Source organism: Achromobacter sp. FW305-C-28, assembly GCF_058783235.1.
The window spans coordinates 344620-370224 of sequence record NZ_JBYSYL010000004.1 but is presented as its reverse complement, the minus strand read 5'-3'; the positions used below and the strand labels follow the sequence as shown (position 1 = coordinate 370224).

General features: G+C 67.4%; 21 protein-coding genes. 10 read left to right on the top strand and 11 right to left on the bottom strand.

The window, feature by feature from the left end:
• Window positions 1-20 precede the first annotated feature (20 nt).
• Both AC3WMR_RS13775 and AC3WMR_RS13770 read right to left on the bottom strand, forming a co-directional pair.
• On the bottom strand, window positions 21-1493 hold the full coding sequence (locus AC3WMR_RS13775) for a M20 family metallopeptidase (protein ID WP_492265469.1): 1473 nt from the start codon (window positions 1491-1493) through the stop codon (window positions 21-23).
• A 45-nt stretch (window positions 1494-1538) separates the two neighbouring features.
• Window positions 1539-2456, bottom strand: coding sequence for a LysR substrate-binding domain-containing protein (locus AC3WMR_RS13770; RefSeq protein ID WP_492265468.1), 918 nt, complete (start codon window positions 2454-2456; stop codon window positions 1539-1541).
• Between the two features lie 114 nt (window positions 2457-2570).
• Between AC3WMR_RS13770 and AC3WMR_RS13765 the strand changes: the two genes are divergently transcribed.
• Window positions 2571-3524: an alpha/beta hydrolase gene (locus AC3WMR_RS13765; RefSeq protein WP_492265467.1), complete on the top strand. Its 954-nt coding sequence runs from the start codon at window positions 2571-2573 to the stop codon at window positions 3522-3524.
• A 19-nt stretch (window positions 3525-3543) separates the two neighbouring features.
• Window positions 3544-4530, top strand: a complete 987-nt coding sequence (locus tag AC3WMR_RS13760) for a Bug family tripartite tricarboxylate transporter substrate binding protein (protein WP_492265466.1) — start codon at window positions 3544-3546, stop codon at window positions 4528-4530.
• Window positions 4531-4572: 42 nt separating this feature from the next.
• Here AC3WMR_RS13760 and AC3WMR_RS13755 read toward each other — a convergent pair whose 3' ends face one another.
• Together AC3WMR_RS13755 and AC3WMR_RS13750 are read right to left on the bottom strand one after the other, a co-directional pair.
• The gene (locus AC3WMR_RS13755) at window positions 4573-5943 is read right to left on the bottom strand and encodes an ATP-binding protein (RefSeq protein ID WP_492265465.1); all 1371 of its coding nucleotides are present in this window, start codon (window positions 5941-5943) and stop codon (window positions 4573-4575) included.
• Window positions 5940-6608 carry a response regulator transcription factor gene (locus AC3WMR_RS13750; protein ID WP_492265464.1) on the bottom strand — a complete coding sequence of 223 codons (669 nt, stop codon included), beginning with the start codon at window positions 6606-6608 and terminating at the stop codon, window positions 5940-5942. The genes AC3WMR_RS13755 and AC3WMR_RS13750 overlap by 4 nt, the downstream gene beginning before the upstream one ends.
• A 142-nt stretch (window positions 6609-6750) precedes the next feature.
• On the opposite strand from AC3WMR_RS13750, the gene AC3WMR_RS13745 reads away from it, so the two are divergent.
• Window positions 6751-7524, top strand: a complete 774-nt coding sequence (locus tag AC3WMR_RS13745; protein ID WP_492265463.1) for a MipA/OmpV family protein — start codon at window positions 6751-6753, stop codon at window positions 7522-7524.
• A 27-nt stretch (window positions 7525-7551) separates the two neighbouring features.
• Window positions 7552-8193, top strand: a complete 642-nt coding sequence (locus AC3WMR_RS13740; RefSeq protein WP_492265462.1) for a substrate binding domain-containing protein — start codon at window positions 7552-7554, stop codon at window positions 8191-8193.
• A gap of 25 nt (window positions 8194-8218) precedes the next feature.
• Here AC3WMR_RS13740 and AC3WMR_RS13735 read toward each other — a convergent pair whose 3' ends face one another.
• Together AC3WMR_RS13735 and purL are read right to left on the bottom strand one after the other, a co-directional pair.
• On the bottom strand, window positions 8219-9844 hold the full coding sequence (locus tag AC3WMR_RS13735) for a methyl-accepting chemotaxis protein (protein ID WP_492265461.1): 1626 nt from the start codon (window positions 9842-9844) through the stop codon (window positions 8219-8221).
• Window positions 9845-10018: 174 nt separating this feature from the next.
• On the bottom strand, window positions 10019-14077 hold the full coding sequence (gene purL / locus AC3WMR_RS13730) for a phosphoribosylformylglycinamidine synthase (protein WP_492265460.1): 4059 nt from the start codon (window positions 14075-14077) through the stop codon (window positions 10019-10021).
• A gap of 364 nt (window positions 14078-14441) precedes the next feature.
• On the opposite strand from purL, the gene AC3WMR_RS13725 reads away from it, so the two are divergent.
• The 3 genes from AC3WMR_RS13725 to AC3WMR_RS13715 all read left to right on the top strand — a co-directional run bounded on the left by AC3WMR_RS13725 (window position 14442) and on the right by AC3WMR_RS13715 (window position 17399).
• Window positions 14442-14993, top strand: a complete 552-nt coding sequence (locus AC3WMR_RS13725) for a TRAP transporter small permease (RefSeq protein WP_492265459.1) — start codon at window positions 14442-14444, stop codon at window positions 14991-14993.
• Window positions 14990-16288: a TRAP transporter large permease gene (locus AC3WMR_RS13720; protein ID WP_492265458.1), complete on the top strand. Its 1299-nt coding sequence runs from the start codon at window positions 14990-14992 to the stop codon at window positions 16286-16288. Before AC3WMR_RS13725 ends, AC3WMR_RS13720 begins: the two co-directional genes overlap by 4 nt.
• 82 nt (window positions 16289-16370) lie before the next feature.
• A complete protein-coding gene (locus AC3WMR_RS13715; RefSeq protein ID WP_492265457.1) occupies window positions 16371-17399 on the top strand; it encodes a DctP family TRAP transporter solute-binding subunit in 1029 nt (342 codons plus the stop codon).
• A 217-nt stretch (window positions 17400-17616) separates the two neighbouring features.
• Here the strand turns inward: AC3WMR_RS13715 and greB are convergent, their stop codons facing one another.
• The 4 genes from greB to AC3WMR_RS13695 form a co-directional block, all read right to left on the bottom strand.
• Window positions 17617-18168: a transcription elongation factor GreB gene (greB, locus tag AC3WMR_RS13710; protein WP_025136048.1), complete on the bottom strand. Its 552-nt coding sequence runs from the start codon at window positions 18166-18168 to the stop codon at window positions 17617-17619.
• Window positions 18169-18268: 100 nt separating this feature from the next.
• The gene (locus AC3WMR_RS13705; protein WP_492265456.1) at window positions 18269-19114 is read right to left on the bottom strand and encodes a 3',5'-nucleoside bisphosphate phosphatase; all 846 of its coding nucleotides are present in this window, start codon (window positions 19112-19114) and stop codon (window positions 18269-18271) included.
• Between the two features lie 148 nt (window positions 19115-19262).
• A complete protein-coding gene (locus AC3WMR_RS13700; RefSeq protein ID WP_492265455.1) occupies window positions 19263-20195 on the bottom strand; it encodes an alpha/beta fold hydrolase in 933 nt (310 codons plus the stop codon).
• Window positions 20196-20254: 59 nt separating this feature from the next.
• The gene (locus AC3WMR_RS13695) at window positions 20255-20797 is read right to left on the bottom strand and encodes an AAA family ATPase (protein ID WP_492265454.1); all 543 of its coding nucleotides are present in this window, start codon (window positions 20795-20797) and stop codon (window positions 20255-20257) included.
• Between the two features lie 130 nt (window positions 20798-20927).
• Here AC3WMR_RS13695 and AC3WMR_RS13690 point away from each other — a divergent pair, with 130 nt between their 5' ends.
• Window positions 20928-21482 (top strand): hypothetical protein, encoded by a 555-nt coding sequence (locus AC3WMR_RS13690; protein ID WP_492265453.1) that lies wholly within the window; start codon window positions 20928-20930, stop codon window positions 21480-21482.
• 131 nt (window positions 21483-21613) lie between these two features.
• Window positions 21614-22789: a cyclopropane fatty acyl phospholipid synthase gene (gene cfa / locus AC3WMR_RS13685; RefSeq protein WP_492265452.1), complete on the top strand. Its 1176-nt coding sequence runs from the start codon at window positions 21614-21616 to the stop codon at window positions 22787-22789.
• Window positions 22790-22853: 64 nt separating this feature from the next.
• On the opposite strand, the gene AC3WMR_RS13680 is transcribed toward cfa, so the two are convergent.
• The gene (locus tag AC3WMR_RS13680; RefSeq protein WP_492265451.1) at window positions 22854-24461 is read right to left on the bottom strand and encodes a GMC family oxidoreductase; all 1608 of its coding nucleotides are present in this window, start codon (window positions 24459-24461) and stop codon (window positions 22854-22856) included.
• A gap of 145 nt (window positions 24462-24606) precedes the next feature.
• Here AC3WMR_RS13680 and AC3WMR_RS13675 point away from each other — a divergent pair, with 145 nt between their 5' ends.
• Window positions 24607-25494 carry a LysR family transcriptional regulator gene (locus AC3WMR_RS13675; protein WP_492265450.1) on the top strand — a complete coding sequence of 296 codons (888 nt, stop codon included), beginning with the start codon at window positions 24607-24609 and terminating at the stop codon, window positions 25492-25494.
• The last annotated feature ends 111 nt before the right edge of the window (window positions 25495-25605 follow it).

Here is a 25605-nt window from a genome sequence, read left to right as displayed (position 1 = left end):
CGGTAACGCGTGTCCGCCCGTCAAGCGGCCGGCATGGCGGCCATCGTCTGGGCGACCGCGGCCGTGAGCTTCTTGCCGTAGGGCACGTGCAGGAATTCGTTCGGGCCGTGGGCGTTGGACTTCGGGCCCAGTACGCCGCAGACCATGAACTGCGCCTTGGGGAAGCCCTTTTGCAGGATGCTCATCAGCGGAATCGTGCCGCCCTGGCCGATGTAGCCGCAGGGCGAGCCGTAGTACTGCTGTGAGGCGGCGTCCAGCGCGCTGGTCAGCCACGGTACGGATGCGGGCGCGTTCCAGCCGGTGGCGGCGCCTTCGTTGGCCTTGAAGATGACCTTGGCGTTGTAGGGCGCGTCGGCTTCGAGCAGTTCCTTGATTTCCTGCGAGGCGGCCACGGCGTCGACCAGCGGCGGCAGGCGCAGCGACAGCTTGAAGGCAGTGCGCGGACGCAGCACGTTGCCGGCGCTGGACAGCGGCGGCAGGCCTTCGGCGCCGGTCACCGACAGCGTCGGACGCCAGGTGCGGTTCAGCAGGGCCTGTTCGGGCTCGGTGGTCATGGGCAGCACGAAACCGCCTTCGGCGCCGCAGCTCCAGGGGAAACGGCGCCACACTTCGTCGCCCAGGATGCGGGCGGTGGCGGAAACCTGTTCAATGCGTTCGGCCGGGATTTCGCAGTGCAGGCTTTGTGGCAGCAGGCGGCCGGTGCCGCTGTCTTCCAGGCGGTCCAGCAGATGGCGCAGGATGCGGAACGACGACGGCACCACGCCGCTGGAATCGCCCGAGTGCACGCCTTCGTCCAGCACCTGCACTTCCAGCGTGCCCGACACCATGCCGCGCAGCGACGTGGTCATCCACAGCTGGTCGTAGTTGCCGGCGCCCGAGTCCAGGCACACCACCAGCGCCACGTTGCCCAGGCGGTCGCGCAGCGCGTCCACATAGGGCAGCAGGTCGTAGCTGCCGGATTCTTCACAGGTTTCGACGATGCCGACGCAGCGGGGGCGCGGAATGCCCTGCTTGTCCAGCGCCATGATGGCAGTCAGCGAGGCGTACACGGCGTAGCCGTCGTCGGCGCCGCCGCGGCCGTACAGCTTGCCGTCTTCGTATTTGGGCGTCCAGGGGCCCAGGCCGGCGCGCCAGCCCGAGAATTCCGGCTGCTTGTCCAGGTGGCCGTACAGCAGCACCGTATCGCCGTTGTCGCTGCGGGTGGCCGGCGCGTCAAAGAAGATGACGGGCGTGCGGCCCGGCAGGCGCACCACTTCCAGCGTCAGGCCCGAGACCTTCTGCGCTTCGACCCACTGGGCCGCGTCGCGCACCACGCGCTCGATGAACGCGTTCTTTTCCCAGTCGGCATCGAACGCCGGGCTCTTGGCCGGAATGGCGATGTAGTCGGTCAGTGCGGGGATGATTTCGTTATCCCACTTGTCGTCCACAAAAGCCTGCAGAGCCTTCGGATCGAGGGTAGGAGGAAGGGCGTCGTCGGGGATACGTGCGTTCATGGCGCGGAATCCTGTGAGGGGATGTCAGGGGGGAATTCCGCTATTTTAACGCGCCGCGTACGCCTCGATCCGGCCCCACACCTGGCGCGCCAGCGGCTTGGCGTTGTCTACCGACTGGTACAGCCGGATCTCCATATGGATGTCGTTGCGCGCGCTGTCGGCGCGCACCAGGCTGCCTGCGCGCAGGTCGGCCTCGACCAGCGTGTGCGGCAGCCACGCCAGCCCGAACCCCTGGCGGGCCATGGCGTGCAGGGCGTCGGCCAGGTCCGATTCATACATCGTCTGCAACTGCGCGGTGACGCACAGGCCGCGCAAGCGGTCGCGCAGGATGCGGCCCAGCGACATGCTGTCGGCATAGGCCAGGAACGGCACCGCCGGGTCGCTGGCCAGCTTGGGCACGGCGTGGCGCGGGTGCTTGCTGCCTGCGGCCAGCGGCGCGCTTACCGCCACCAGCTTGTCGGCGCCCACCCGGCGGCAGCGGTAATGGGGGTTGTCGATCTGGGCGTACAGCGGTTCATGGGCGTGGCACAGCAGGAAATCGACCTCGCCCTCGGCCAGCATGTCCACGCCGTAATTCAGGGTGGTGGTGATCACCTTCAACTGGAAGGGCGGCATGCCCTGCTGCACGCTGGCCATCAGCCCGGGCAGCACCGAATGCGCCAGCGTCTTGCCCGAGGCAATCGAGATCTTGCGGCTGCGGGTCAATTCCGGCTTTTGGAGGCTCAGCCGGGTTTCCCGCAGGATGTCCAGCACGTCGATGGCCGCCGCCAGCATGCTGCGGCCGGCCGGGTTCAGGGTGGACACCTGGTGGCCGCGTTCCACCAGCGGCACGCCGGCCCAATCCTCCAGCGCCTTGATGCGGCGCCCGAACGCCGGGTGCGTGATATTGCGCGCCTCGGCCGCCTGGTACAGGTTGCGCGATTTGGACAACGCCACGAAGTCCTCCAGCCACTTGATGTCCATCCTGTCTCCGACGGCTTGTTATGGTGCTGTGCCGATTCGGCACAGCGTCTGCACATTTTGCACAAAGCTGGCTTTAGTTACAACTAGTATTACGGCGTCATTCCGGAGATGCCGATGCCCGACGCCCCCATTCTGCTGAAAACCCTGCGCAGCCACTTTCTGGGCGGGCACGAGGTCGTGGCCAGCGGGCTGCCGGTGCTGCAGAAGAAAGTGGTGGGCAACGCCTCGGCGCGCGCCATCGACATGAACGGCCGCTACAGCGCCGGCCAGCTCTACGTGCAGGAATACCGGCTGGCGCAGCCGCGCCACCCCTACCCCGTGCTGCTGTGGCATGGCGGCGGCATGACGGGCGCCCAATGGGAAAGCACGCCCGACGGCCGCCAGGGCTGGCTGTGGCGCCTGCTGCAATCAGGCTACGACGTGTTCGTGGCCGATGCCCCCGAACGCGGCCGCGCGTCGTGGGCCATGTCGCCGCAGGTCTACGACACCGCGCCGATCTTCCGTTCCAAGGAAGAAGCCTGGCAGTTGTTCCGCATCGGCCCCGCCGACGGCTACGCGCCCGCCGGCCAGGCGCGCCGCGCCTATCCGGGGCAGCAGTTTCCCGAAGACGCCTTCGATACCTTCGCCAAGCAATTCGTGCCGCGCTGGCTGAACCACGACGCGATGGCGCTGGACGCCTATCGCCTGCTGCTGGACCTGGCCGGCCCCTGCATCGTCATCGGCCACAGCCAGGGCGGCGGCTACGCCACGCAACTGGCGCGCGAATGCCCCGGCCCGATCCGCGCGGTGGTGGCGGTGGAACCCACCGGCACGCCCGCCACGGTCGACGGCCCCCTGCCGCCGCAACTGCTGGTCTGGGGCGACCACTTCGCCGCCAACGACACCTGGCAGGGCTACCGCGCCCGGACAGACGCCTATTGGCACGCCTTGCAACGCGCGGGCAAGCGGGCCGACGTGCTGGACCTGCCCGCCGCCGGCATCGCCGGCAATTCGCATTTCTGCATGCTGGACCGCAACAGCGACCGCATCGCCGAACTGATCGTCGACTGGCTCAACGGCCTCGACTAACCTTCGCCTGGAGACACTCATGACATTGACCAAAACCACCCTGGCCGTGGCGCTCTTGACGGGCGCTTCGCTGCTGCCCGGCGCGGTCTCGGCCCAGCAGGCCGACTATCCCAACAAGCCCGTGCGCCTGATCGTGCCGTTCGCCCCCGGCGGCACCGCCGACATCATCGGCCGCGTGTTCGCCGCGCAGCTGGGCACCGAACTGGGCGCCACCGTGGTGGTCGAGAACAAGGCCGGCGCGGGCGGCTCGATCGGCACGCGCTTCGTAGCAGATGCCGCGCCCGATGGCTACATCCTGCTGCTGGCCTCGTCCAGCACCCACGGCACCAACCCCGCCGTCTACAAAAACCTGACGTACGACGCGGTAGAGGACTTCACCGCCATCACGCAACTGGTCACCGTGCCGGGCGTGCTGAGCGTGACCAAGGACTTTCCGGCCGCCGACCTGAACGCGCTGATCGCTTCGGCCAAGGCCAACCCGGACAAATACACCTACGCCTCGTCGGGCGCGGGCGGCCTGGGCAACCTGGCCATGGAACTGATGAAGTCGATGACGGGCGCCAAGCTCATGCACATCGCCTACCGTGGTGCGGGCCCGGCGTTCACCGACGTGATCAGCGGCCAGGTGTCGATGATCTGGGAACCCGTGCCGGCCTCTCTGCCCTACATCAAGGGCGGCCAGATTCGCCCGATTGCCATCGCCGCCGACACGCGTTCGCCCGAACTGCCCGACACGCCGACCTTCAAGGAAGCCGGCCTGCCGCGCTATGAAGCCAATGCCTGGAACGGCCTGTTGGCCCCCAAGGGCCTGCCCGCCGACGTGACGCAGAAGTTGCACGACGCATCGGTCAAGGCGCTGAACAACCCCGAGGTGAAGGCCAAGATGGCCAGCCTGGGCGGCACGGTCGTGGCCGGCACGTCCGATGCATTCAAGAACGTGATCGCCAGCGACGTGAAGAAGTGGAAGAACGTGGCGGCCGACGCCAAGATCCAGCTGGATCAGTAAACGGCGCGCCCGCAAGGCCTGATTCGCGCGGGGACGCGCGGTTCAGGCCGCGGCCGGCGGCGCGCCGGGAAAAGTCACCAGCAGCCCCACGCCACGGCCATTGAGTCCCGGCGCGAACGCCACGGTGGCGCCGTGCCGCGCGGCAATCTGCGCCACCAGCGACAAGCCAATGCCGCTGCCGCCGTCCCCCGCGCCCGCCCCCACCCCGCGATAGAAACGATCGAACACCCGCACCCGTTCTCGCGGCGCGATGCCCGGACCATCGTCGGCCACGCGCAGCCAGGCGCCGCCATCTTGCGCGGGACCGCAGGCCACCGCGATCTGGCCATTTTCCGGGGTGTAGCGCAAGGCGTTGTCCAGCAGGTTGCGCACCAACATGCCCAGGCTATCCAAGCGCCCCCGCACCTCGCAGGCCTGCACATCCAGCTGAATGCGTTGGCGCTTGCGAGAGGCAGCCGATTCGCTGTCGCGCACCAGCAGCACCACCAGCTGGTCCAACGCCACGGCTTCCAGATCGGCGCCTTTTTCGCTGACCGCGTCCATCCGGGCCTGGTCCAGCAATTGCTCGGCCAGCCGCGCGGTGCGCTGTGCCACGGCCCGCAGCTTGACGCCGACTTCGGCCGCTGGCGTACCCGCAATGCCCTGCAACAGCAGTTCGGTCTGGGCGCTGAGCGCGGCCAGAGGCGTACGCAGTTCATGAGCGGCGTCAGCCAGAAAGCGCCGTTCATGGTCCATGGCGGCTTGCAGACGCAACAACAAGGTATTGATGGATTGCACGTAGGGATGCAGCTCGCCGGGCAAATTGTCCAGCGGCAAGGGAGCCAGATCGAACGGCGCGCGTTGCTGGATCGCCTCGCCAGCCTGGTCCACCCGGCGAAAAGCCTGGCGCACTACGATCCAGATTGCCGCGGCCAATAACAGGAACAACGCCGATACGATCAGCAGGCCTCGCTTGAAGGCGGCCACGGCCTCGGCCCGCAACACACTGTCAGCGCGCGCCATTTGCACCTGTACCTGGCCGAAAGCATCGCTGAGCGTATACACACGCAGGCTCTCCCCCTCTCCTTGGCCATCGCTGAAACCGTCCTCGAAGCCCGGATTCAGGGGCTGGGCCGGCGCCTCCGGGGATCGCAACACCAGGCGGCGCTCTTGCAGGGACCAGATCTGAACCAGGCTGCGATCTCCCCGGTACAGGCTGGAAGGAGGCAGCTCGAAGCGTTCATCGGTCATTTCGGCCAAGAGATTGCGCCGCAGCGACAGGATGGCCTGGTTGGCGCTGTCCATCAACGCCTGGTCGCGTATGCCGGTACGCGCCTCGTTCATGGCGTGCTGCTGGCAAAAGAATACGGCCGCCCACGTGAGCAGCAGCGTCAGCAACAGGGTGATAGTCAGACGTCGGCGCAGGGTCTTCATGGCGCGTCCGCCGTGGCGATGCGGTAACCCAGGCCGTGCACGGTCGCCACCAGGTCGTCGCCCAGCTTGCGCCGCAGTTGGTGGATATAAACCGCCACGGTATTGCTTTCGATGGTGCCGCTGCCGCCGTACACGGCGGATTCGAGCTGTTCGCGGCTGACGGTCTGGCCGGACCGTTCCATCAGCGCCAGCAGCGTGCGATATTCGCTGGCGCTCAGCACGACTTCGGCGCCCGCCTTGGTGACCACCCGCCGGGCCGGGTCCAGCAGCACATCGCGGCAACGCAGGACCGACACCACCGAATTGCGGCTGCGCCGCACCACCGCGCGCAACCGCGCCTGCAGTTCATCGAGCTGGAACGGCTTGACGATATAGTCGTCCGCGCCGGCATCCAGGCCCTGCACCCGCTCGGTCAGGCGGTCTCGGGCGGTGATGATGAGCACCGGCGTGGCGTCGTAACGCGACCGCAGGTGTTTCAGCACCGCCAGGCCGCTGCCCCCGGGCAAGCCCAGGTCGAGCAGCACCGCGCCATAGCTGTGCTCGACCAGCGCCAGGCGTGCAGCCGGTACGTCGCGGACCCAATCGACCCGCATGCCCGACCCCGCCAGGCTGGCGCGCAAGGCGTCCCCCAGCATGGCGTCGTCTTCCACCAGCAAGACTTGCACGAACACTCCCTGACTATCCACGGTGCGGCATTGTGCCGCCCAGGATTTAAAGAATTTTTAAAAGCGCGCTTCGACAATGGGCGCCTTATCGCGCTGCGGCCGCTGCCGCGCGCAAGGCCCACCAGAAAGGAAGATCCCCGCAATGAAGCTGGCAATGTTAGCAAGAGGCGCCGCCACCGCCGCCGTCCTGGCCTGCGCCGCAGGCCAGGCCCAGGCCGATCAACCCGGCACCAATTTCATCGGCCTGGGCGTGGGATACGTCCCGGTTTATGAAGGCTCGCGCGAGTACCGCGCCCTGCCCGTGCCCCTGATCAACTACCATTCCGGCAACTTTTTCATCTCGCCGCGCGCCGGCCTGCCCGCTCTGGGCCTGCAGACCGACCTGGCGCCCGACTGGAAGGCCGGCGTCTTCCTGGGCATGGCGTTGGGCCGCGATGCCAGCGATGCCGACCGCACCAAGGGGCTGGACGACATCGACTTCCACGCCACCTACGGCGGCTTCGTCGAATGGACGCCCGGCCCCTGGTCGCTGGGCGCGGCCTACCGGCAGGCGGCCCGCAGCGGCTACGGCGGCACGCTGGAACTGCGCGCCACCTATAACGCCTGGCAAGAAGGCGCCCACCGCGTCAATGTCGGCGCCAGCACGCAATGGGCCAGCCACGACGCCATGCAGACCTGGTTCGGCGTCACGTCCAGCCAGGCCGCGCGCAGCCGCGAAGGCCTGTCGACCTATTCGGCGTCATCCGGCTTCAAGTCGGCGGCCGTGTTCGCCAACTGGTCGTATCGCATCAACCCCAGCTGGAGCACCATCACCACCGTGGGCGTGAACACGCTGTTGGGCGACGCCCGCGACAGCCCCTTGACCGAACGCCGCGCCAATGTGTTCGGCAGCGTCGGCGTGGTCTACGCGTTCTGATCGGTTGCGATCGCACCGGACATCGAAATGATGCGTTTGACCCAAGCGGGCGCGCTGCACCTGATCCTGCCGGACGCCCGCGTGCACGACGCGCTGGCACCGGCGCTTGCGGCCTTCGCCGAACGGCATCCAGACGTGCGGGTCCAGTTGGGCCAGGGCGGCGCCGAAACTGACGCGGTGCGCGAGCGCTGCGATCTTTCCATCGGGTTGGAACCGCCCGCGGACCCCGCCCGGGTGGCCCATCGCCTGGGCGCCCTGCGTGCCCGCCTGTATGCCGCGCCCGGCTACCTGGCGCAGCGGCCGCCGCCCGAACATCCCATCGAGCTGGCGCTGCACGACTGCGTCGGCCTGCACGTCGGTCCGCAGCGCGGGCACGATAGCCGGCCGGCTCGCTGGCGGCTGTGGTCGGGATCGGAACGCGTGGTGGTCATGGTGCGTGAGCGCTATGGCGTCGATACGCCGGCCATGGCGATGCAGCTGGCCGCGCGCGGCGTCGGCATTGCCGCGTTGCATGCCACCGGCACGGCGGCCCCGCTTGCCGCCGGGCTGGTGCCGGTGCTGCCCAACTGGGAAATGGAGCCGGTCACGCTCTATGCGCTGAGCGGCCCGCGGCGCCTGCCGGCGCGCGCCCGCGCGCTGGTCGACTGGCTGGCGCGGGCGCTGGCCTGAAAAGCCATCCTGGTCGGCGGCGGGTTCAGGCGCCCAGCAAGACCGGTTCGCCGTCACGCCCCAAGGCCTGCGCATCGGCATCGATCACCCGGCCGGCCTGCAGCTTGAACACCGCCACCGCTTCTCGCAGGCGTTGCGCCTGCGTTTCCAGCGAAGCCGCCGAGGCGGCCGCCTGCTCGACCAGCGCCGCGTTCTGCTGCGTCACGCTGTCCATCTGCGACACGGCCTGGTTCACCTGCTGGATACCCTGCGACTGCTCTTCGGACGCGCTGGAAATCTCATTGATGATGTCCGTCACCCGGCGCACCGACGTCACGATTTCCTGCATGGTGGCGCCGGCCGCTTCCACCTGGTCCGAACCGATCGACACCTTCTGCACCGAATCGTCGATCAAGCCCTTGATTTCCTTGGCGGCTTGACCGCTGCGCTGGGCCAGCGCGCGTACTTCGCTGGCCACCACGGCGAAGCCCTTGCCCTGTTCCCCGGCCCGGGCGGCCTCCACCGCCGCGTTCAGCGCCAGAATGTTGGTCTGGAAGGCAATGCCGTCGATCACGCCGACGATGTCGGCGATGCGGTTGGAACTGTCGGCAATGGCGCGCATGGTGCCCACCACATCACCCACCGCCTGGCCGCCGCGGGTGGCCACATCGGACGCGGCCACGGCCAGTTGCGATGCGCTGCGCGAGCTGTCGGCGTTGTTCTTCACCGTGGACGACAGCTCGTCCATGCTGGCGGCAGTTTCCTCCAGCGAGGCGGCCTGCTGCTCGGTGCGCGACGACAGGTCGATGTTGCCCGCCGCGATCTCGCGCGAACCCGTATGGATTTCCTCGACCCCCAGCCGCACGGCGGCCACGGTGCGCGCCAGGCTGTCCTGCATGCGCTTGACGGCGGCGTAGAGCACGCCGATCTCATTGTTGCCGCGTTGCTCGATGCGGTTGGTCAGGTCGCCGCTGGCAATACGGTCGAACAGGCGGCCGGCGTCGTGCAGCGGCCGGAACACCGACCGGGCAAACACGGCGTACAGGCCCACGACCAGCACGGCCACGACCACCAGCAGGCCGATCAGGAACGCGATGGCGCCATTGATGCGCGTCGACGACTCGTTCGCCACCCGGCGTCCGACCTCGTCGGCAAAGTCCGAATACTTCTGGTTGGCCTGCGTGAACGTGATGCCCAGCGGCGTCACCTTGTCCAGGTTCAGCCGGCTGGCTTCCTGGGGATTGCTGGCGCGAATGGCGGCAATCATCGGCAGGACCGCCTCGCGCAGGTATACGTCATAAGCCGCCAGCGCGGCCTCGAACAGGGGCTTGCCCACCGGCGACGTTTCGGGCGTCTGGCGCGCGCTCTGCACCAGGTCGGCCGCCCGCTTGGTATAGCCGTCCAGCCGCTGCATGCTGGCCAGGCTGTCGATGCGCTTGCCTTCCAGCAACGCGCTCTGCGCGGCCAGCAGCACCAGGCGGGCACGCAGCAGTTCGGCGCCTGCGTCGTCCATGGCGTTGGATCGCACCAGGTTGGTGTCCAGCAGCACTTCGATGGAAGTGCGGTTGGACGTCAGTTGCTGGTAGACGGCAATGCCGGTCAGCAGGAACAGCGCGAAAAAAACGCCAAGCGCGGTCGTCAGGACCGCGCGGATACTCAGGTTCTTGAACATGGGGGGCCTTTCCGGGTTTGCATGAGGCAGCCGCCAAGGGCTGTCCCCCTTCTTTACGGCCCGATGCAATGAAAAGTTAAATATCTCATTGGGTTACATCGTGGGTTACCCAGCAGGCGAAAAAAAACCTCACCAGAACCTGGTGAGGTCTTTGTCGGCGGCAACAGCCGCCTTTTATTTAACCCAGACGCGGGCGTTGCGGAACATGCGCATCCAGGGGCTGTAAGCGCCGCCGGTATCCGCATTGCCCCACGTTTCCGGCGCCCACGACATCATGACGTTGCGCGTCACGCGTTCCGGGTGCGGCATCATCACCGTGAAGCGGCCGTCGGCCGTGGTGACCGACGTGAGGCCGGCCGGGCTGCCGTTCGGGTTGAACGGGTAGGCCTCGGTGGCATTGCCGTAGTTGTCGATGAAGCGCGCGGCGGCCAGCACGCGGCCGGCATCGCCCTGCTGGGAGAAGTCGGCGTAGCCTTCACCGTGTGCCACGGCGACCGGAATGCGCGCGCCCTCCATGCCGGCAAAGAAGATCGACGGCGACTTGGCCAGTTCGACCAGCGACAGGCGGGCTTCGTACTTTTCGGACTGGTTGCGCGTGAAGCGCGGCCAGTGCTCGGCGCCCGGAATCATCGGGGCCAGCGCGGCCATCATCTGGCAGCCGTTGCACACGCCCAGCGCAAAGGTGTCGGGGCGCGCGAAGTACGCGGCAAACTGGTCCGACAGCTTGCTGTTGAAGCGGATGGTGCGGGCCCAGCCTTCGCCGGCGCCCAGCACGTCGCCGTAGCTGAAGCCGCCCACGGCCACCAGGCCCTGCACCCGACCCAGGTCGACGCGGCCCGACAGCAGGTCGGTCATATGGACGTCAACGGCCTCGAAACCGGCGGTGTCGAACGCCCAGCCCATTTCCACCTGGCTGTTGCAGCCCTGCTCGCGCAGGATCGCCACGCGCGGACGCTTGCCGGTGTTGATGAACGGCGCGGCCACGTCTTCTTGCGGATTGAAGGCGACAGCAGGCGTCATGCCCGGGTCTTTCGTGTCGTTCCAGACGTCCAGCTCGGCTTGCGCGCAAGCCGGGTTGTCGCGGCGCGACATGATGCGGTAGGACACTTCGCTCCAGGCGCGGGCGAGTTCGGCGCGCGGCTGGCCCCAGACCTTCTTGCCGTCGCGATAGAACTCGATTTCGTCGGCGCCGTTCAGGCCGCCGATGACGTGCGAGTGGGCCGACAGGCCCGCGCCGCGCAGCACCTGCATCACGGCGTCGCGCTGGGCGGCCGGCACCTGGATGACGGCGCCAGCTTCTTCCGAGAACAGCGCCTTGAGCGTCAGTTCTTCGCGCTGCACGGCCACTTGTTCCGGACGGATCTTGTAGTCGCCCCAATCGGCCGATTGCGGGTCGAAGGTGAGCATGTCCAGGTTGACCGAGATGCCGGTGCGGCCGGCAAAGGCCATTTCGGCCAGCGTGGCGAACAGGCCGCCGTCGGAGCGGTCGTGGTAGGCCAGCAGCGTGCCGGCTTCGGCCAGCGTGCGGATGGTGACGAAGAAGGCGCGCAGGGCTTCGGGCGAATCGATGTCCGGCACGGTTTCGCCGACCTGGTTGTAGGTCTGGGCGAGGATCGAGCCGCCCATGCGGTGCAGGCCGCGGCCCAGGTCGATCAGGATCAGCACGCTGTCGCCGGCGTCGGTGCGCAGCTGCGGCGTGAGGCTGGCGCGCACGTCGCCCACCGGCGCGAAGGCCGTGACGATCAGCGACACCGGCGCCACCACCTGGCGCTGCTCGCCGTCCTGTTGCCAGGACGTTTTCATGGACAGGGAATCCTTGCCGACCGGAATCGACAGGCCGGCGGCCTGGCAGAGTTCGCTGACGGCGGACACGGTGTCGTACAGCGCGGCGTCCTGGCCGTCGACGCCGCACGCGGCCATCCAGTTGGCGGACAGTTTGATGTCTTCCAGGCGCGCCACGTCGGCGGCGGCCAGGTTGGTCAGGGCTTCGGCCACGGCCATGCGGCCCGAGGCGGGCGCGTTCAGCATGGCGATGGGGGTGCGTTCACCCATGGCCATGGCTTCGCCGCGGAAACCTTCGTAGTCGGCCAGGGTGACGGCACAATCGGCCACCGGCACTTGCCACGGGCCGACCATCTGGTCGCGGCTGGACAGCCCGCCCACGGTACGGTCGCCGATGGTGATCAGGAACGACTTGTTGGCCACGGTGGGGTGGCGCAGCACGCGCAAGGCAGCGTCGGTGAGGTCGATGCCGGCCAGGTCCAGCGGTTCGGACACGCCGGGCAGGCGGCGCACGTCGCGCGTCATGCGGGGCGGCTTGCCCAGGATGACGTCGATCGGCACGTCGACCGGACGCACTTCGGCGTCGCCTTGCGGGCGGATGGTGTCCAGGCCCGGCAGGCCCTCGCCGTCGACCACGCGCAGCTGGCGTTCTTCGGTGGCCACGCCCACCACCGCGTACGGGCAGCGTTCGCGGCGGGCGATGGCGTCGAAACGCTCCAGGTCGCGCGGCAGGATCGACAGGACGTAGCGTTCCTGGGATTCGTTGCTCCAGATTTCGGCGGGCGACAGGCCCGATTCTTCCAGCGGCACGCGCTTGAGATCAAAGATGGCGCCGCGGCCGGCGTCGTTGACCAGTTCGGGGAACGCGTTGGACAGACCGCCCGCGCCCACGTCGTGGATCGCGATGATGGGGTTGTTTTCGGCCTGCTGCCAGCAGCGGTCGATGACTTCCTGGGCACGGCGTTCAAGTTCGGGGTTGCCACGCTGGACCGAATCGAAGTCGAGTTCAGCCGAGTTGCTGCCCATGCTGATACTGGATGCTGCCCCGCCGCCCATGCCGATACGGAAACCCGGGCCGCCCAGCTGGATCAACAGCGCGCCGGGGGGAATGACGTCTTTGTGGGTCAGGCCGGCGTCGATGCTGCCCAGGCCGCCCGCGATCATGATGGGCTTGTGGTAGCCCCAGCGCGTGCCGCCGGCGCTTTGCTCGAACGAGCGGAAGTAGCCCAGCAGGTTGGGACGGCCGAATTCATTGTTGAACGCCGCGCCGCCGATGGGGCCGTCGATCATGATGGACAGGGGCGAGGCGATGCGGTCCGGCAGGCCGTGGTGGTCGGCTTCCCAGGGTTGCAGGGCGTCGTCGAAACGCAGATGCGACACGGTGAAGCCCGTGAGGCCCGCCTTGGGCTTAGAGCCGCGGCCGGTGGCGCCTTCGTCGCGGATTTCGCCGCCCGCGCCGGTCGAGGCGCCGGGGAACGGCGCGATCGCGGTGGGGTGGTTGTGCGTCTCGACCTTCATCAGGGTGTGCACGGTGGTGTCGCGGCGGATGTACCTGGCGTTGTCGACGCCCTCGCCCGTACTGCCCGGCAAACCCGGCACGCCAGCCTGGAAGCGCTGCGCCGGGCCGCCGGCCATGATGGCGGCGTTGTCGGAATAGGCCACCACGGTGCCTTCCGGCTGCGCCTTGTGGGTGGCGCGGATCATGCCGAACAGCGTGTTGGGCTGTTCCTGGCCGTCGATCACCCACTGGGCGTTGAAGATCTTGTGGCGGCAGTGTTCGCTGTTGGCCTGCGCGAACATCATCAGTTCGACGTCGGTGGGATCGCGGCCCAGGTCGGTGAACGACTTGGCCAGGTATTCGATTTCGTCGTCGGACAGGGCCAGGCCCAGAGAGACGTTGGCCTCTTCCAGCGCCTGGACGCCGCGCGCCAGCACGCCGACCTGGCGCATCGGCTTGCCGGCCAGCGCCTGGAACAGCGCCTGGCCATCGAAGCTGGCGTCGACCACGGTTTCGGTCATGCGGTCGTGCAGGCAGTCTGCCGCGCGGGCCAGCATGGCGTCGTCGAACGACTTGGTGCCCAACAGGCCGCGTTCGGGGGTGATGGTGTAGCGCACGCCGCGTTCGATGCGGTGCACGGCCGACAGGCCACAGTTGTGGGCGATGTCGGTGGCCTTGCTGGCCCACGGCGAAATGGTGCCCAGGCGCGGAATGACCAACAGGGCCAGGCTCTTGGCGGGGGCCTCGCCGGTGGCGGGGGTGCCGTAGTCGAGCAATTGGGCCAGGTGCTGCTGCTGTTCGGCCGTCAGGGCGGCGTCGGTGCTGACGAAGTGCTCGTAGCGGGCGGAAATGTCGGCCACGGGCAGGCCGGCTTCCTTCAATTGCGCCAGCAGGCGATCACGACGAAAGGAGGACAGGACAGAGGAACCAGGCAGATGCTGAACTAGGGACACGATGCGGGCGCCGTATAAGGAGGGGAGCAAAGAAAGGATTTTACCTGTTTAAGGGGTTTTCCCGGAGCCGGGATTACCTCAGCCCCGATCCGGGCCGTCACAACGGCATTTCGTCCGATGTTACAAAAGAATTCCACGATGCAACGATGCGCCTGCTGCAAAGCAATATCCGGAACAAACCCCTGCCGCGCGCGCGGTTTATCGCCCCAGGTCGGTGCACGCCCCCTTCCTCGGTATTGCAACGCACCATGTTGCAGCCATACCGCAGCGCGGGAAAACACGAACACCCGCGCCCGCGCCCCGACGGTAGGATGCAGCGACCCTATAACTAGAAAGCGCCCTGCCGCGCTGGCCGTTGCCTCACATGTCACGCCCCGAAGCCCCCGCCGAGCCTGTTGAACCGATCATCCCCGCCGAAACAGATCCCGCCGTGAAAGTGCCGCTGGCCATCGAGGACTGGCTGGCCGTGATCCTGCTGGGGGCCCTGGCGACCATCACCTTCCTGAACGTGCTGGTGCGCTACTTCACCGACCAGTCGTTCGCCTGGACCGAGGAAATCTCGGTCTTCCTGCTGATCGTGCTGACCATGGCCGGCGGCAGCGTCGCCTTCGTGCGCAACCATCACATCCGCATCGAGATCCTGGCCGACAACGGCTCGCCCCGCCGCCAGCGCATCATGGCGCTGATTTCCAATGGCTGCGTGCTGGCGTTCTTCGTGCTCCTGACCGTGCTGTCGGTCAAGCTGGTGGCCGACGAGTACCTCTACGAAGAAACCTCGCCGGCCATCGGCGTGCCCACCTGGTGGTATTCGATCTGGCTGCCGGTGATGGCCGCGGCGATCTCGCTGCGCACGCTCGGCACGATCCGCCGCCTGCTCAAGCGCACGGACAGCGCGGGCCAAGGAGGCCAGGCATGATCGCCGGCATCCTCTTCGCGGTCTTCATCGCGCTGATGCTGATCGGCGTGCCGGTCGGCGTGGCGCTGGGCATCGGCGGCACCGTCGCCATCGTGCTGTCCAACCTGGATACGCCCTGGTATGGCCTGTTGACCGTGCCGCAGAACTTCTACGCGGGCCTGGCCAAGTACCCGCTGCTGGCCATTCCGATGTTCGTGCTGGTCGGCTCCATCTTCGACCGCTCGGGCGTGGCCAAGCGGCTGGTGGATTTCGCCATCGCCATCGTCGGACGCGGCCCGGGCATGCTGCCGCTGGTGTCGATTGCCGTGGCCATGTTCCTGGGCGGCATTTCCGGCTCGGGCCCGGCCTGCGCCGCCGCCGTGGGCGCGGTGATGATCACCGCCATGTCGCGCGCCGGCTACCCGGGCTCGTTTTCGGCCTCCGTGGTGGCGGCCGGCGCCGCCACCGACATCCTGATTCCACCGTCGGTCGCCTTCATCATCTACTCGGTGCTGGTGCCCGAGGCCTCCGTGCCGGCGCTGTTCGCCGCCGGCATGGTGCCCGGCATCCTGGCCGGCCTGGCGCTGATCGTGCCGGCTGTCTGGCTGTCGCGCAAGCACAAGATGGGCATGCTGGAAGCGCACCTGCCGCGCCCGCCATTCTGGAAGAGCCTGCGCGATGCGTCGTGGGGCCTGGCCGCGCCGGTGCTGATCCTGGGCGGCATGCGCATGGGCTGGTTCACGCCCACCGAAGCCGCGGTCGTGGCCGTGTTCTATGGCCTGTTCGTGGGCATGTGCATCCACCGCACCATCAAGCTGCGCGACCTGTACACCATCCTGCGCGAAGCCGCCGAGCTGTCCGCCGTGATCATGCTGGTCGTGACGCTGGCCGGCATCTTCGCCTGGGCCCTGTCCACGCTGAGCGTGATCGACCCCATTACCCACGCCATCGTCAATTCCGGACTGGGCGAATGGGGCGTGCTGGCGCTGCTGATCCTGCTGCTGATGACCGTCGGCATGTTCCTGGACGGCATCTCGATCTTCCTGATCTTCGTGCCGCTGCTGATGCCGATCGCCAAGGCCTACGGCTGGGACCCGGTGTGGTTCGGCGTGATCCTGACGCTGAAGGTGGCGCTGGGCCAGTTCACCCCGCCGCTGGCCGTGAACCTGATGGTGTCGTGCCGCATTGCCCGCGTGCCGATGGAATCCACGGTGCGTTGGGTCGTGTGGTTGCTGGGCGCGATGTTCCTGGTGCTGGTGGCGGTACTGGTGTTTCCGCAACTGGCGCTGTGGTTGCCGCACAAGCTGGGCTATTGAGGGCGCCTGGCCGGGCGTGGGCTCGGGCAGGCATGGCATTCATGACAACAACAGACAACACAGCAAAGAGAGGAGACGCAACATGAATTTCCGCAACCTGATCGGCGCCGCCCTGTGCGCCGCCGCCGTGGTCGGCGCGCCGGCCGCGCATGCGCAGAACTACAAGCCCGAATACAAGCTCTCCATCGTCGTCGGCACCACCTTCCCGTGGGGCCAGGGCGCCGAGATCTGGTCCAACCTGGTGCGAGAGCGCACCCAGGGCCGCATCAACATCAAGGTCTACCCCGGCACCTCGCTGGTGCAAGGCGACCAGACCCGCGAATTCACCGCCATCCGCCAGGGGGTGATCGACATGGCCGTGGGCTCGACCATCAACTGGTCGCCGCAGGTCAAGCAGCTGAACCTGTTCTCGCTGCCCTTCCTGATGCCCGACTACGCCGCCATCGACGCGCTGGTGCAGGGCGACGTGGGCCGCGAAATGTTCAAGCTCATCGAAAAAGCCGGCGTCGTGCCGCTGGCCTGGGGCGAAAACGGCTACCGCCAGCTCAGCAATTCCAAGCGCGAGATCAAGCGCCCCGAAGACATGAAGGGCATGAAGCTGCGCGTAGTGGGTTCGCCGCTCTACATCGACACGTTCACCGCGCTGGGCGCCAACCCCACGCAGATGAGCTGGGCCGACGCGCAGCCGGCGCTGGCCAGCGGCGCCGTCGACGGCCAGGAAAACCCCCTGTCCATCTACACCGGTTCCAAGCTGTACACCGTGGGCCAGAAGTACCTGACGCTGTGGAACTACGTGGCCGATCCGCTGATCTTCGTGGTCAACCGCGAGGTCTGGAATTCGTGGTCGGAAAAAGACCGCGACATCGTGCGCCAGGCCGCGCTGGACGCCGGCAAGCAGCAGATCGTGATCGCGCGCAAGGGCGTCACGCCGGAAGATCCGTCGCTGCTCAAGGAAATCGAAGGCCACGGCGTGACCGTGACCTCGCTCAGCCAGGCCGACCACGACGCGTTCGCCAAGATCACCCAGCCCGTCTACGACAAGTGGAAAAAGCAGATCGGCGAAGACCTGGTCAACCTGGCCGAGAAGTCCATCGCCGCCCGCAAGAAATAAGCAGCAAGCCCCAGGGGAACGGCGGCGCAAGCCGCCAACCGAGGCAGGGACGCCAGATCCCGCCCACCAAAAGACGGGCGCCGGCCACAAGCCGGCGCCCGTCGCCTTTTTGGGGTGGGATTGATGCGGCTGTCTGATTGCCGCTATCTGATTGGGGTAACGCTGGGGTAACGCGCCCGAAGCCGCCCTCACCCCATGCACGCCCTTTCAGACCACGCTACTCGGGATAGCGCACTTCCAGGATATCCAGTTCCTCGATGCCGCCCGGCGTGCGCAGCACCACCGTGTCGCCTTCGCGGGCCTTGATCAGCGCGCGCGCCACCGGTGAGATCCAGCTGATCTTGCCGGCCAGGGGTTCGGCCTCGTCCACGCCCACGATGGTGACCGTGTGGTCTTCACCGGCCTTGTCGGAATACAGCACCGTGGCGCCGAAAAAGACCTGGTCGCGGTTGGGCTGGATGGCCGGGTCGACCACCTCGGCGATGTCCAGCCGCTTGGTCAGAAAGCGCATGCGCCGGTCGATCTCGCGCAGCCGCTTCTTGCCATAGAGATAGTCGCCGTTCTCGGAACGGTCGCCGTTGGACGCGGCCCAGGACACCACCTGCACCACCGACGGGCGCTCGACGTTCATCAGGTGCGTCAATTCGGCACGCAGGCGTTCGTAGCCTTCGGGCGTCATGTAGTTCTTGGTGCCTGCCGGCAAGGCCTGGGCCTGCGGCAGGTCGTCGTCGTCCTCGTTGTCGGATTCTTTGACAAAAGCTTTGTTCATGGCGGCAGCGCCTTGGGCGCACATTCAGATCAAGGGCGGCACGGTCGCACCGTGCCATGAGCCAGGCGGCATCGCACCGCCCGCATAGGGCCTGTCGCCCCTAGAACCAGTCGTGCCAGACCGGTTTGAGATCGGACGGCAAAGGCGGCAAGCGGCCCAGGTCCATCCGGCTTTCTTTCGGGCTGTGGAAATCCGACCCGCGCGAGGCCAGGAAACCATAGCGGCGCGCCACGTCGGCGTACTGCCGGGCTTCTTCCACCGTGTGGCTGCCCGTGGTGACTTCAATGCCCAAGCCGCCCAGCTGCAGGAATTCGTCGAACAGCGCGGCGAACTGCAAGGGCGTGTACTTGTAGCGGCCCGGATGCGCGATGACGGCAATGCCGCCCGCGCCGCGGATCCAGCCCACCGCCTCGGCCAGCGTGGCCCACTGCATGGGCACATGGCCGGGGCGATCGTCGCCCAGGTGCTTGGTGAATACGGTCTGCACATCGGGGCAGTAGCCGGCTTCGACCAGGTAGCGCGCAAAGTGCGTGCGGCTGATCAGTTCCGGGTTGCCGGCGAACGGCAGCGCCCCTTCGTAGGCGCCGGGCATGCCCATTTCGGCCAGGCGGTCGCCGATGCGCTTGGCGCGTTCGGCGCGGCCCGAGCGGGTCTGGCGCAGGCCTTCGACCAGCGCCGTGTTGGCGGGATCAAAGCGCAGGCCGACGATATGCACGGTCAGGCCGGCCCAGGTGACGGAAATCTCGACCCCGGTGGCGAAACGCATGCCCAGTTCCCGTGCCATGGCCGCGGCTTCGGCCAGGCCGCCGACTTCGTCGTGGTCGGTCAAGGCCCAGACATCGACGCCGTTGGCATGCGCACGCTGCGCCACGTCGCGCGGCGCCAGCGCGCCGTCAGACACGGTGGAATGGCAATGCAGATCGATGTTCAGGACAGGGGTTTTCATAGGGCCTATTGTAGAGAAGGCCCGTGCCCCTGGATAGCGCGGGTAGCCGGCGGTGTCCCCATTAGCAGGAACCGACGACCGCCGCATCACTTGAGCGCTTTGCCCGACGCCACCGTCCGCACGCCGCCGCCATCGCCCTGCCCCCGCCTCACGCCAACAGGAAATCCGCCACCGGCGTCACCTGGCTGTCCGCCATCAGCGTCGGCGCGTGGCCCACGCCGGGTACTTCCAGCACCTGCGCCCGCGGATTGCGCTGGCGCATTTCTTCGGTCGTGGCGCGGGTCAGCAGGTCGGATTGCTCGCCGCGCACGATCAGGATCGGGCAATCGATCGCGTCATACGAGCGCCACAGCACCTGTTCGCCCGCGGCCAGTTCCTCGGGCGTCATCGCCATCGGCTGGGCCAGCGCCAGGTCGTAGTGCTTGACCCACTTGCCGTCCTGCTCGGGATAGACGAAGCGGGCCAGGTGTTCCCACTGTTCGTCGGTATGCGGCCCGAAGGTCCCGGAATTGGCGCGCATGTTGGCCACGGCCTCGGCAAACGAGCCGAACGCGCCCGGTTCGCCCACATACTGGCCGATGCGGGCCAGTGCGCCGGTTTCCAGGCGCGGGCCGACGTCGTTGAGCACCAGCTTGTCCAGGCGCACCCCGGCTTGCGGCGGCAGCATGCCCACGTGCGGGCGCAGCGGCAGCATTGCCCGCGCGAACGCGGCTGCGCCGGCCAGGCCCAGGCCGATCAGGCCGCCCATCGACGTGCCCACCCACGACAGGCGGGCGGGCCGCAGCCGGGCCACCAGCGTCACCATGTCGGACACGTACTGCGGCACGGTATAGAACGCCGGGTTCACCAGCCAATCGGAACGGCCCCGCCCCGCCACGTCGGGGCAGACCACGCGGTAGCGGCCAGCCAGCCGGCGCGCCAGGGTATCGAAGTCGCGGCCGCTGCGCGTCAGGCCGTGCACGCAGACCACCACCTGGTCATTGGCCGGATCACCCCACTCCCAGTACGCCATGCGGTGCAGGCCCGCGGGGCTGGCGCAGGTGACGAATTCCAAACGGGGTTCCAGGCTTGCGTCCGACATCGTAGTGCTCCAAATGGCCGGCGTCCGCCCAAATGGCGGCGTCGCGCATGGCCGGTATCTTATCGGATCGTCGCCAGCACCTGATCCACCAGGTCCGCCACGCTGGCGCGCGCGTCCAGCGTCAGGACCGGGCAATGCAGCGAGCTCATCCACTGCCGATGCTGGGCGGGCGTGCGGGTGCCCTCGGTCGCCGTGTCATAGCTGGCCGCCCAGGCCAGGAACTTGCGGCTTTTTTCCTGGATGGCCGCATCGCTGTCCAGCTGTGCGCCATAGCGCTCGGCCTCGCGCCGGCGCAAACGCGCCATGCGCTCGTCCGGCGGCAGGCGCAGGAACACCGCCAGCGTGAATTCCGGAATCAGGCCCGGGCCCCAGTTGTAGACCGAGCCGCCGCTCAGCACCCAGTCGTCGTGCCCCTGCAAGCGCTCGCGAATGCGGCGCCACCGCTCGGCCTTGGGATACTTGTCGGTAAAGGGCGGATCGGTCGGCAGCCAGTAGTAGTCGTCGGCTTCCAGGTGCGGGATGCCAAGCCGTTCGCCCAGGGCCGCCCCCAGCGTGGTGGTGCCGCTGCCGGAGGCGCCGAACAGGTGGATGCGCGTGGCCATGGGGCGATCTCCTTGAAACAGGACTGACATGAACGCGGCGGGCAAATCGGGCCTGCCGGCAAGCCTGCCAGTGTAGCGGCGCTAGAATCACGCCGTTGCCCTATCCCGGTCTTCAGGAACCCCTCACGCCATGCCCGGCGGATACATGCTCAATGGCGACTATGTCGCCCCGGCCCTGATCTTCATTGCCGTGCTGTTCGGCGTACTGGTGCTGGGCCTCGTCGTGGGAAAGCTGGCCCGCCCAGGCACCCGCACGCAACTGCTGCTGGCCTGGCTGCTGGCGCTGATCCTGCTACCGCCCTGGCTGCTGGCACTCACGGCCGACGGCGACATCTTCGGCGTCGTGATCATCGCCCGCTACGCCCTGGCCATCCCCGCCGTGGCGGCGCTGTGGTGGTTGCGGCGCAGCATTCGCGCGTTCAAGGCGCGGCACCCCGCCCTGCCCCCGCTGCCGCGCAAACCCTGGTTGCTGGTGATCCTGGCGCTGGCGCTGTTCGGCCTGCTGGACTATCTGTCGCGCCACCGCTACGACGCCGCCATCGCCTTGAACGACACCATCGCCTCCATGGTTTTTATCGGTGCCGCCGCCTTGTTGCTGGCAGGATGCGTCTGGGCCTTGCGCAGCAGCATACGTTGGTTAAGATTGGCGGGTCCCGGTTCGGCGACCGCGAGTCCGCGGCGCTGACGGCCCGCTGAAATTAGATTGCCTATCGGCACGATTCAATCATTAAATTGGATTCCCGGCGCCGGTCCGGCGAGAGTTATGCGCTTCGAGCATTGCCACATCAGTCATTCCCGAATTGATTTGGAGTCACTATGCAACAAAGCAGTCCGTCATCTCAGCTAAGCACTCAACACACCGAAACCGCCCCGCCTGAGCCGCCCAAGGTACTGCAGGACGTACTGGCGCGAGCGGACGTCCAGATCAACGGGTCGCGCCCCTGGGACATCCAGGTTCATGACAAGCATATGTACGAACGCGTCTTCGCCAGCTGGTCGCTGGGCCTGGGCGAGTCGTACATGGACGGCGAATGGGATTGCGAACAACTCGACGAGCTCTTCACCCGCCTCTTGCGCGCCGACATGGGGTCCGCCGCGCTCGGCCTGGCCCGCGTCAAGCTCATCGCCGAACACCTGCGCCACAAACTGTTCAACCTGCAATCAAAGAGCCGCGCCTTCGAAGTGGGCGAGCAGCACTACGACGCCGGCAACGACGTCTTCGAAGCCATGCTCGACAGCCGCATGATCTATTCCTGCGCCTTCTGGGAAAACGCCGAAACGCTGGAAGACGCGCAGGAAGCCAAGCTGGACATGATCTGCCGCAAGCTGCAGCTCAAGCCCGGCGAAACGCTGCTGGACATCGGCTGCGGCTGGGGCGGCCTGGCCAAGTTCGCGGCCGAGCGCTACGGCGTCAAGGTCACGGGCGTGACCGTATCCAAGGAACAGCTGGCGCTGGCCCAGGAACGCGTGCGCGGCCTGCCGGTTGAACTGCTGCTGCAAGACTACCGCGATCTGCAAGGCAGCTTCGACAAGGTCGTGTCGGTGGGTATGTTCGAACACGTCGGGCCCAAGAACTACGACACCTACTTCACCCACGTGCAGCGGCTGATGGCGCCCGGCGGCATCTTCCTCTTGCATACCATCGGCATCGCCTCGACCAGCCAGAGCACCGATCCCTGGATCGACCGCTACGTCTTCCCCAATGGCAAGCTGCCGTCGGCGCGCGAGATCGCCACCGCCGTCGAAGGCCGTTTCATCGTCGAAGACTGGCACAACTTCGGCGCCGACTACGACCGCACGCTGATGGCCTGGTGGGACCGCTTCCAACGCGCCTGGCCGCAACTGCAGGAACGCTACGGCACGCGCTTTTACCGCATGTGGCAGTACTACCTGATGTGTTGCGCGGGCTTTTTCCGGTCGCGCGAAGGGCAGCTGTGGCAAGTGATCCTGACGCACCCGCAGCGCCAGGATATGTACCGTTCGCTGCGCTGATTCTGTCGCCCCGGCGGCGCTTGCGCGGGCCGAACCGCGCAAGCGTTCCGGTTACGCCGCCCGGCTATGCGGCGGCATCTTCCGCGATCATCTGCGCGGCCCGTTCGGCAATCATGATCGTCGGGGAATTGGTGTTGCCCGACGTGATGGTCGGCATGATCGACGCATCCGCCACGCGCAGGCCCTGCAAGCCGTGCACCCGCAGCCGCGCATCCACCACGGCGCCATCATCCGCCTTGCGGCCCATGGCGCAGGTGCCCACCGGGTGAAAGATCGTCGTGCCGATCTTGCCGGCCGCTTCGCGCAGCTCGGCCTCGGTCTGGTACGACGGGCCGGGCAGCCATTCCTCGGGTTGATAGCGTTGCAACGCGGGCGCCGCACTGATCCGGCGCACCAGGCGAATGGCATCCGCCGCCACCTTCAGGTCCTGTTCCTCGCGCAGGTAGTTCGGCGTGATCACCGGCGGCTGCGCGCCGTCGGGCCCCTGCGCATGCACGCTCCCGCGCGACACCGGCCGCAGGTTGCAGACGCTGGCCGTGAAGGCATCGAAGCCGTGCAGCGGTTCGCCGAAAGCGCCCAGCGACAAGGGCTGCACATGGAATTCCACGTTGGCGCGTGCCTGGCCCGGGTCCGACTTGGCAAACGCCCCCAGCTGCGACGGCGCCATGCTCATCGGCCCGCTGCGGTTCAGCAGGTATTCCAGGCCGATGCCCGCCTTGCCCCACCAGGTCGACGCGATGCGGTTCAGCGTCTTCACGCCTCGCACCTTCAGGATGACGCGCAATTGCAAGTGGTCTTGCAGGTTCTCGCCCACGCCCGGCAAGGCGTGGCGCAGCGTGATGCCGCTTTCGCGCAGGCGCGCCGGTTCGCCAATGCCCGACAGTTCCAGCAATTGCGGCGTGTTGACCGCGCCCGCTGCCAGCACCACTTCCCGCGTGGCGCGCACGCTGATGGATTGGCCTTCACGACGCAGTTGCACGCCCACGCAGCGCGTGCCGGCGAACAGCAACTGTTCGGCATGCGCGCCCGTCATCACGTGCAGATTGGGGCGCTGGCGCACCGGCCGCAAGAACGCCTTGGCCGTATTCCAGCGCCAGCCGCGGCGCTGGTTCACATCGAAATAACCCACGCCGAAATTGTCGCCACGGTTGAAATCCTGCACCCGCGGAATGCCTTCCTGCTGGGCCGCGTCGGCAAACGCATCCAGGATGTCCCAACGCAAGCGCTGTGCCTCGACCCGCCATTCGCCGCCCGCGCCATGGCAATCGTCCGCGCCGCGATAGTGGTCTTCGCTGCGCTTGAATACTGGCAGCACTTCGTCCCAGCGCCACGACGGGTCGCCCGCGATGTCGGCCCACTCGTCGTAGTCCTGCCGCTGGCCGCGCATGTAGATCATGCCGTTGATGGACGAGCACCCGCCCAGCACCCGGCCGCGCGGATAGATCAGCGACCGCCCGCCCAGGCCCGGCTCGGCGCCGGTGCGGTACATCCAGTCGGTGCGGGGGTTGCCGATGCAGTAGAGGTAACCGACCGGAATGTGGATCCAGTGATAGTTGTCGCGGCCGCCGGCTTCCAGCAGCAGCACGCGCGTGGCCGGGTTCCGGCTCAGCCGGTTGGCCAGCACGCAGCCGGCCGACCCCGCCCCCACGATGATGTAGTCGTATGTCTCCATTGGCGCTTCTTCTTTTAGGTGTGTAGTGGCTGCGCCACTGTCGCGCAGCCCACGGGGGCTGTCCAATGAATTGTTGAAAAGCGCTTTATAAGCCTCTTTAATAATGGGTATCGCCCCGCTTGGGCATCGTCGCCGGACCCGCCCCATGGACCTCAAGCACATCCGCACCTTCGCCGCCGTGGCGCGCGTGGGCAACCTGACCCGCGCGGCCGAACACCTGCACCTGACCCAACCCGCGCTGAGCCTGCAGCTCAAGAGCTTCCAGGAAGCGCTGGACCTGCCGCTGTTCACCCGCACCGCCCAGGGCCTGGCGCCCAATGCCGACGGCCGCGCGCTGCTGCCTTCGGCCCAGCGGGTGCTGGACGCGCTGGACGACTTCGAACGCGCCATTGGCGCGCTGCGCACGACGGTGCAGGGCGAACTGCGCCTGGGCACCATCCTGGACCCCGAATTCCTCCGCCTGGGCGCCACGCTGCAATACCTGGTCGAACACTATCCGAAGATCCGCCCCACCCTGCGCCACGGCATGTCCGGTTCCGTCGGGCGGCAGGTGCGCACGGGCGAGCTGGACGTGGGCTTTTTCCTGGGGCCGCAAGAAGATACCCGCGGCCAACCGGCCCTGCACGCGCTGCCACTGGCGGCGTTCTCGTATTACGTCGTGGCGCCCAAGGGCTGGGGCGCGCAGGTGGCGGGGCGCGGTTGGCGTGAAATCGCCGCCTTGCCGTGGATCTGGACGCCGCCCGACTCCGTGCACCATCGCCTGTTGGCCGGAAAATTTGGCGAACTGGACGTCACGCCCAATACGGTGGCCGAAGTCGACCAGGAAGCCTCGATGCTGGACCTGGTGCGCTCGGGCGTCGGCCTGACACTGGCGCGCGATTCCATCGCGCTGCGCGAATCGCAGGCGCATGGCCTGGTGCTGGCGCCGGGCCTGGCGATCCAGGCGGAACTGGCCTTCATCACCCTGGCGTCGCGGCGGGAAGACCCCTTGGTGGCGGCGGCGTTCGCGGCGGTGCAGGCGGCGTTTGCGTAGGCGCTTGCGTAAGAGGTGGCGCAACCGGCTGTGCCCGCAAGCAGTGGCACAACCGGCATGCCCGCAAGCGATGGAGCCTTCGACTCGCCCAGCCTCCCGCGTCCCCTCGGG

Excerpts from the sequence above, each read along its gene's own strand:
- AC3WMR_RS13755 (WP_492265465.1), bottom strand. The coding sequence starts at position 5,943 with ATGAAGACCCTGCGCCGACGTCTGACTATCACCCTGTTGCTGACGCTG.
- AC3WMR_RS13720 (WP_492265458.1), top strand. The coding sequence starts at position 14,990 with ATGATCGCCGGCATCCTCTTCGCGGTCTTCATCGCGCTGATGCTGATC.
- AC3WMR_RS13765 (WP_492265467.1), top strand. The coding sequence starts at position 2,571 with ATGCCCGACGCCCCCATTCTGCTGAAAACCCTGCGCAGCCACTTTCTG.
- AC3WMR_RS13695 (WP_492265454.1), bottom strand. The coding sequence starts at position 20,797 with ATGGCCACGCGCATCCACCTGTTCGGCGCCTCCGGCAGCGGCACCACC.
- AC3WMR_RS13760 (WP_492265466.1), top strand. The coding sequence starts at position 3,544 with ATGACATTGACCAAAACCACCCTGGCCGTGGCGCTCTTGACGGGCGCT.
- AC3WMR_RS13680 (WP_492265451.1), bottom strand. The coding sequence starts at position 24,461 with ATGGAGACATACGACTACATCATCGTGGGGGCGGGGTCGGCCGGCTGC.
- AC3WMR_RS13675 (WP_492265450.1), top strand. The coding sequence starts at position 24,607 with ATGGACCTCAAGCACATCCGCACCTTCGCCGCCGTGGCGCGCGTGGGC.
- AC3WMR_RS13745 (WP_492265463.1), top strand. The coding sequence starts at position 6,751 with ATGAAGCTGGCAATGTTAGCAAGAGGCGCCGCCACCGCCGCCGTCCTG.
- AC3WMR_RS13700 (WP_492265455.1), bottom strand. The coding sequence starts at position 20,195 with ATGTCGGACGCAAGCCTGGAACCCCGTTTGGAATTCGTCACCTGCGCC.
- AC3WMR_RS13725 (WP_492265459.1), top strand. The coding sequence starts at position 14,442 with ATGTCACGCCCCGAAGCCCCCGCCGAGCCTGTTGAACCGATCATCCCC.
- AC3WMR_RS13735 (WP_492265461.1), bottom strand. The coding sequence starts at position 9,844 with ATGTTCAAGAACCTGAGTATCCGCGCGGTCCTGACGACCGCGCTTGGC.
- cfa (WP_492265452.1), top strand. The coding sequence starts at position 21,614 with ATGCAACAAAGCAGTCCGTCATCTCAGCTAAGCACTCAACACACCGAA.
- AC3WMR_RS13740 (WP_492265462.1), top strand. The coding sequence starts at position 7,552 with ATGATGCGTTTGACCCAAGCGGGCGCGCTGCACCTGATCCTGCCGGAC.
- AC3WMR_RS13705 (WP_492265456.1), bottom strand. The coding sequence starts at position 19,114 with ATGAAAACCCCTGTCCTGAACATCGATCTGCATTGCCATTCCACCGTG.
- AC3WMR_RS13690 (WP_492265453.1), top strand. The coding sequence starts at position 20,928 with ATGCCCGGCGGATACATGCTCAATGGCGACTATGTCGCCCCGGCCCTG.
- greB (WP_025136048.1), bottom strand. The coding sequence starts at position 18,168 with ATGAACAAAGCTTTTGTCAAAGAATCCGACAACGAGGACGACGACGAC.
- AC3WMR_RS13775 (WP_492265469.1), bottom strand. The coding sequence starts at position 1,493 with ATGAACGCACGTATCCCCGACGACGCCCTTCCTCCTACCCTCGATCCG.
- AC3WMR_RS13715 (WP_492265457.1), top strand. The coding sequence starts at position 16,371 with ATGAATTTCCGCAACCTGATCGGCGCCGCCCTGTGCGCCGCCGCCGTG.
- AC3WMR_RS13770 (WP_492265468.1), bottom strand. The coding sequence starts at position 2,456 with ATGGACATCAAGTGGCTGGAGGACTTCGTGGCGTTGTCCAAATCGCGC.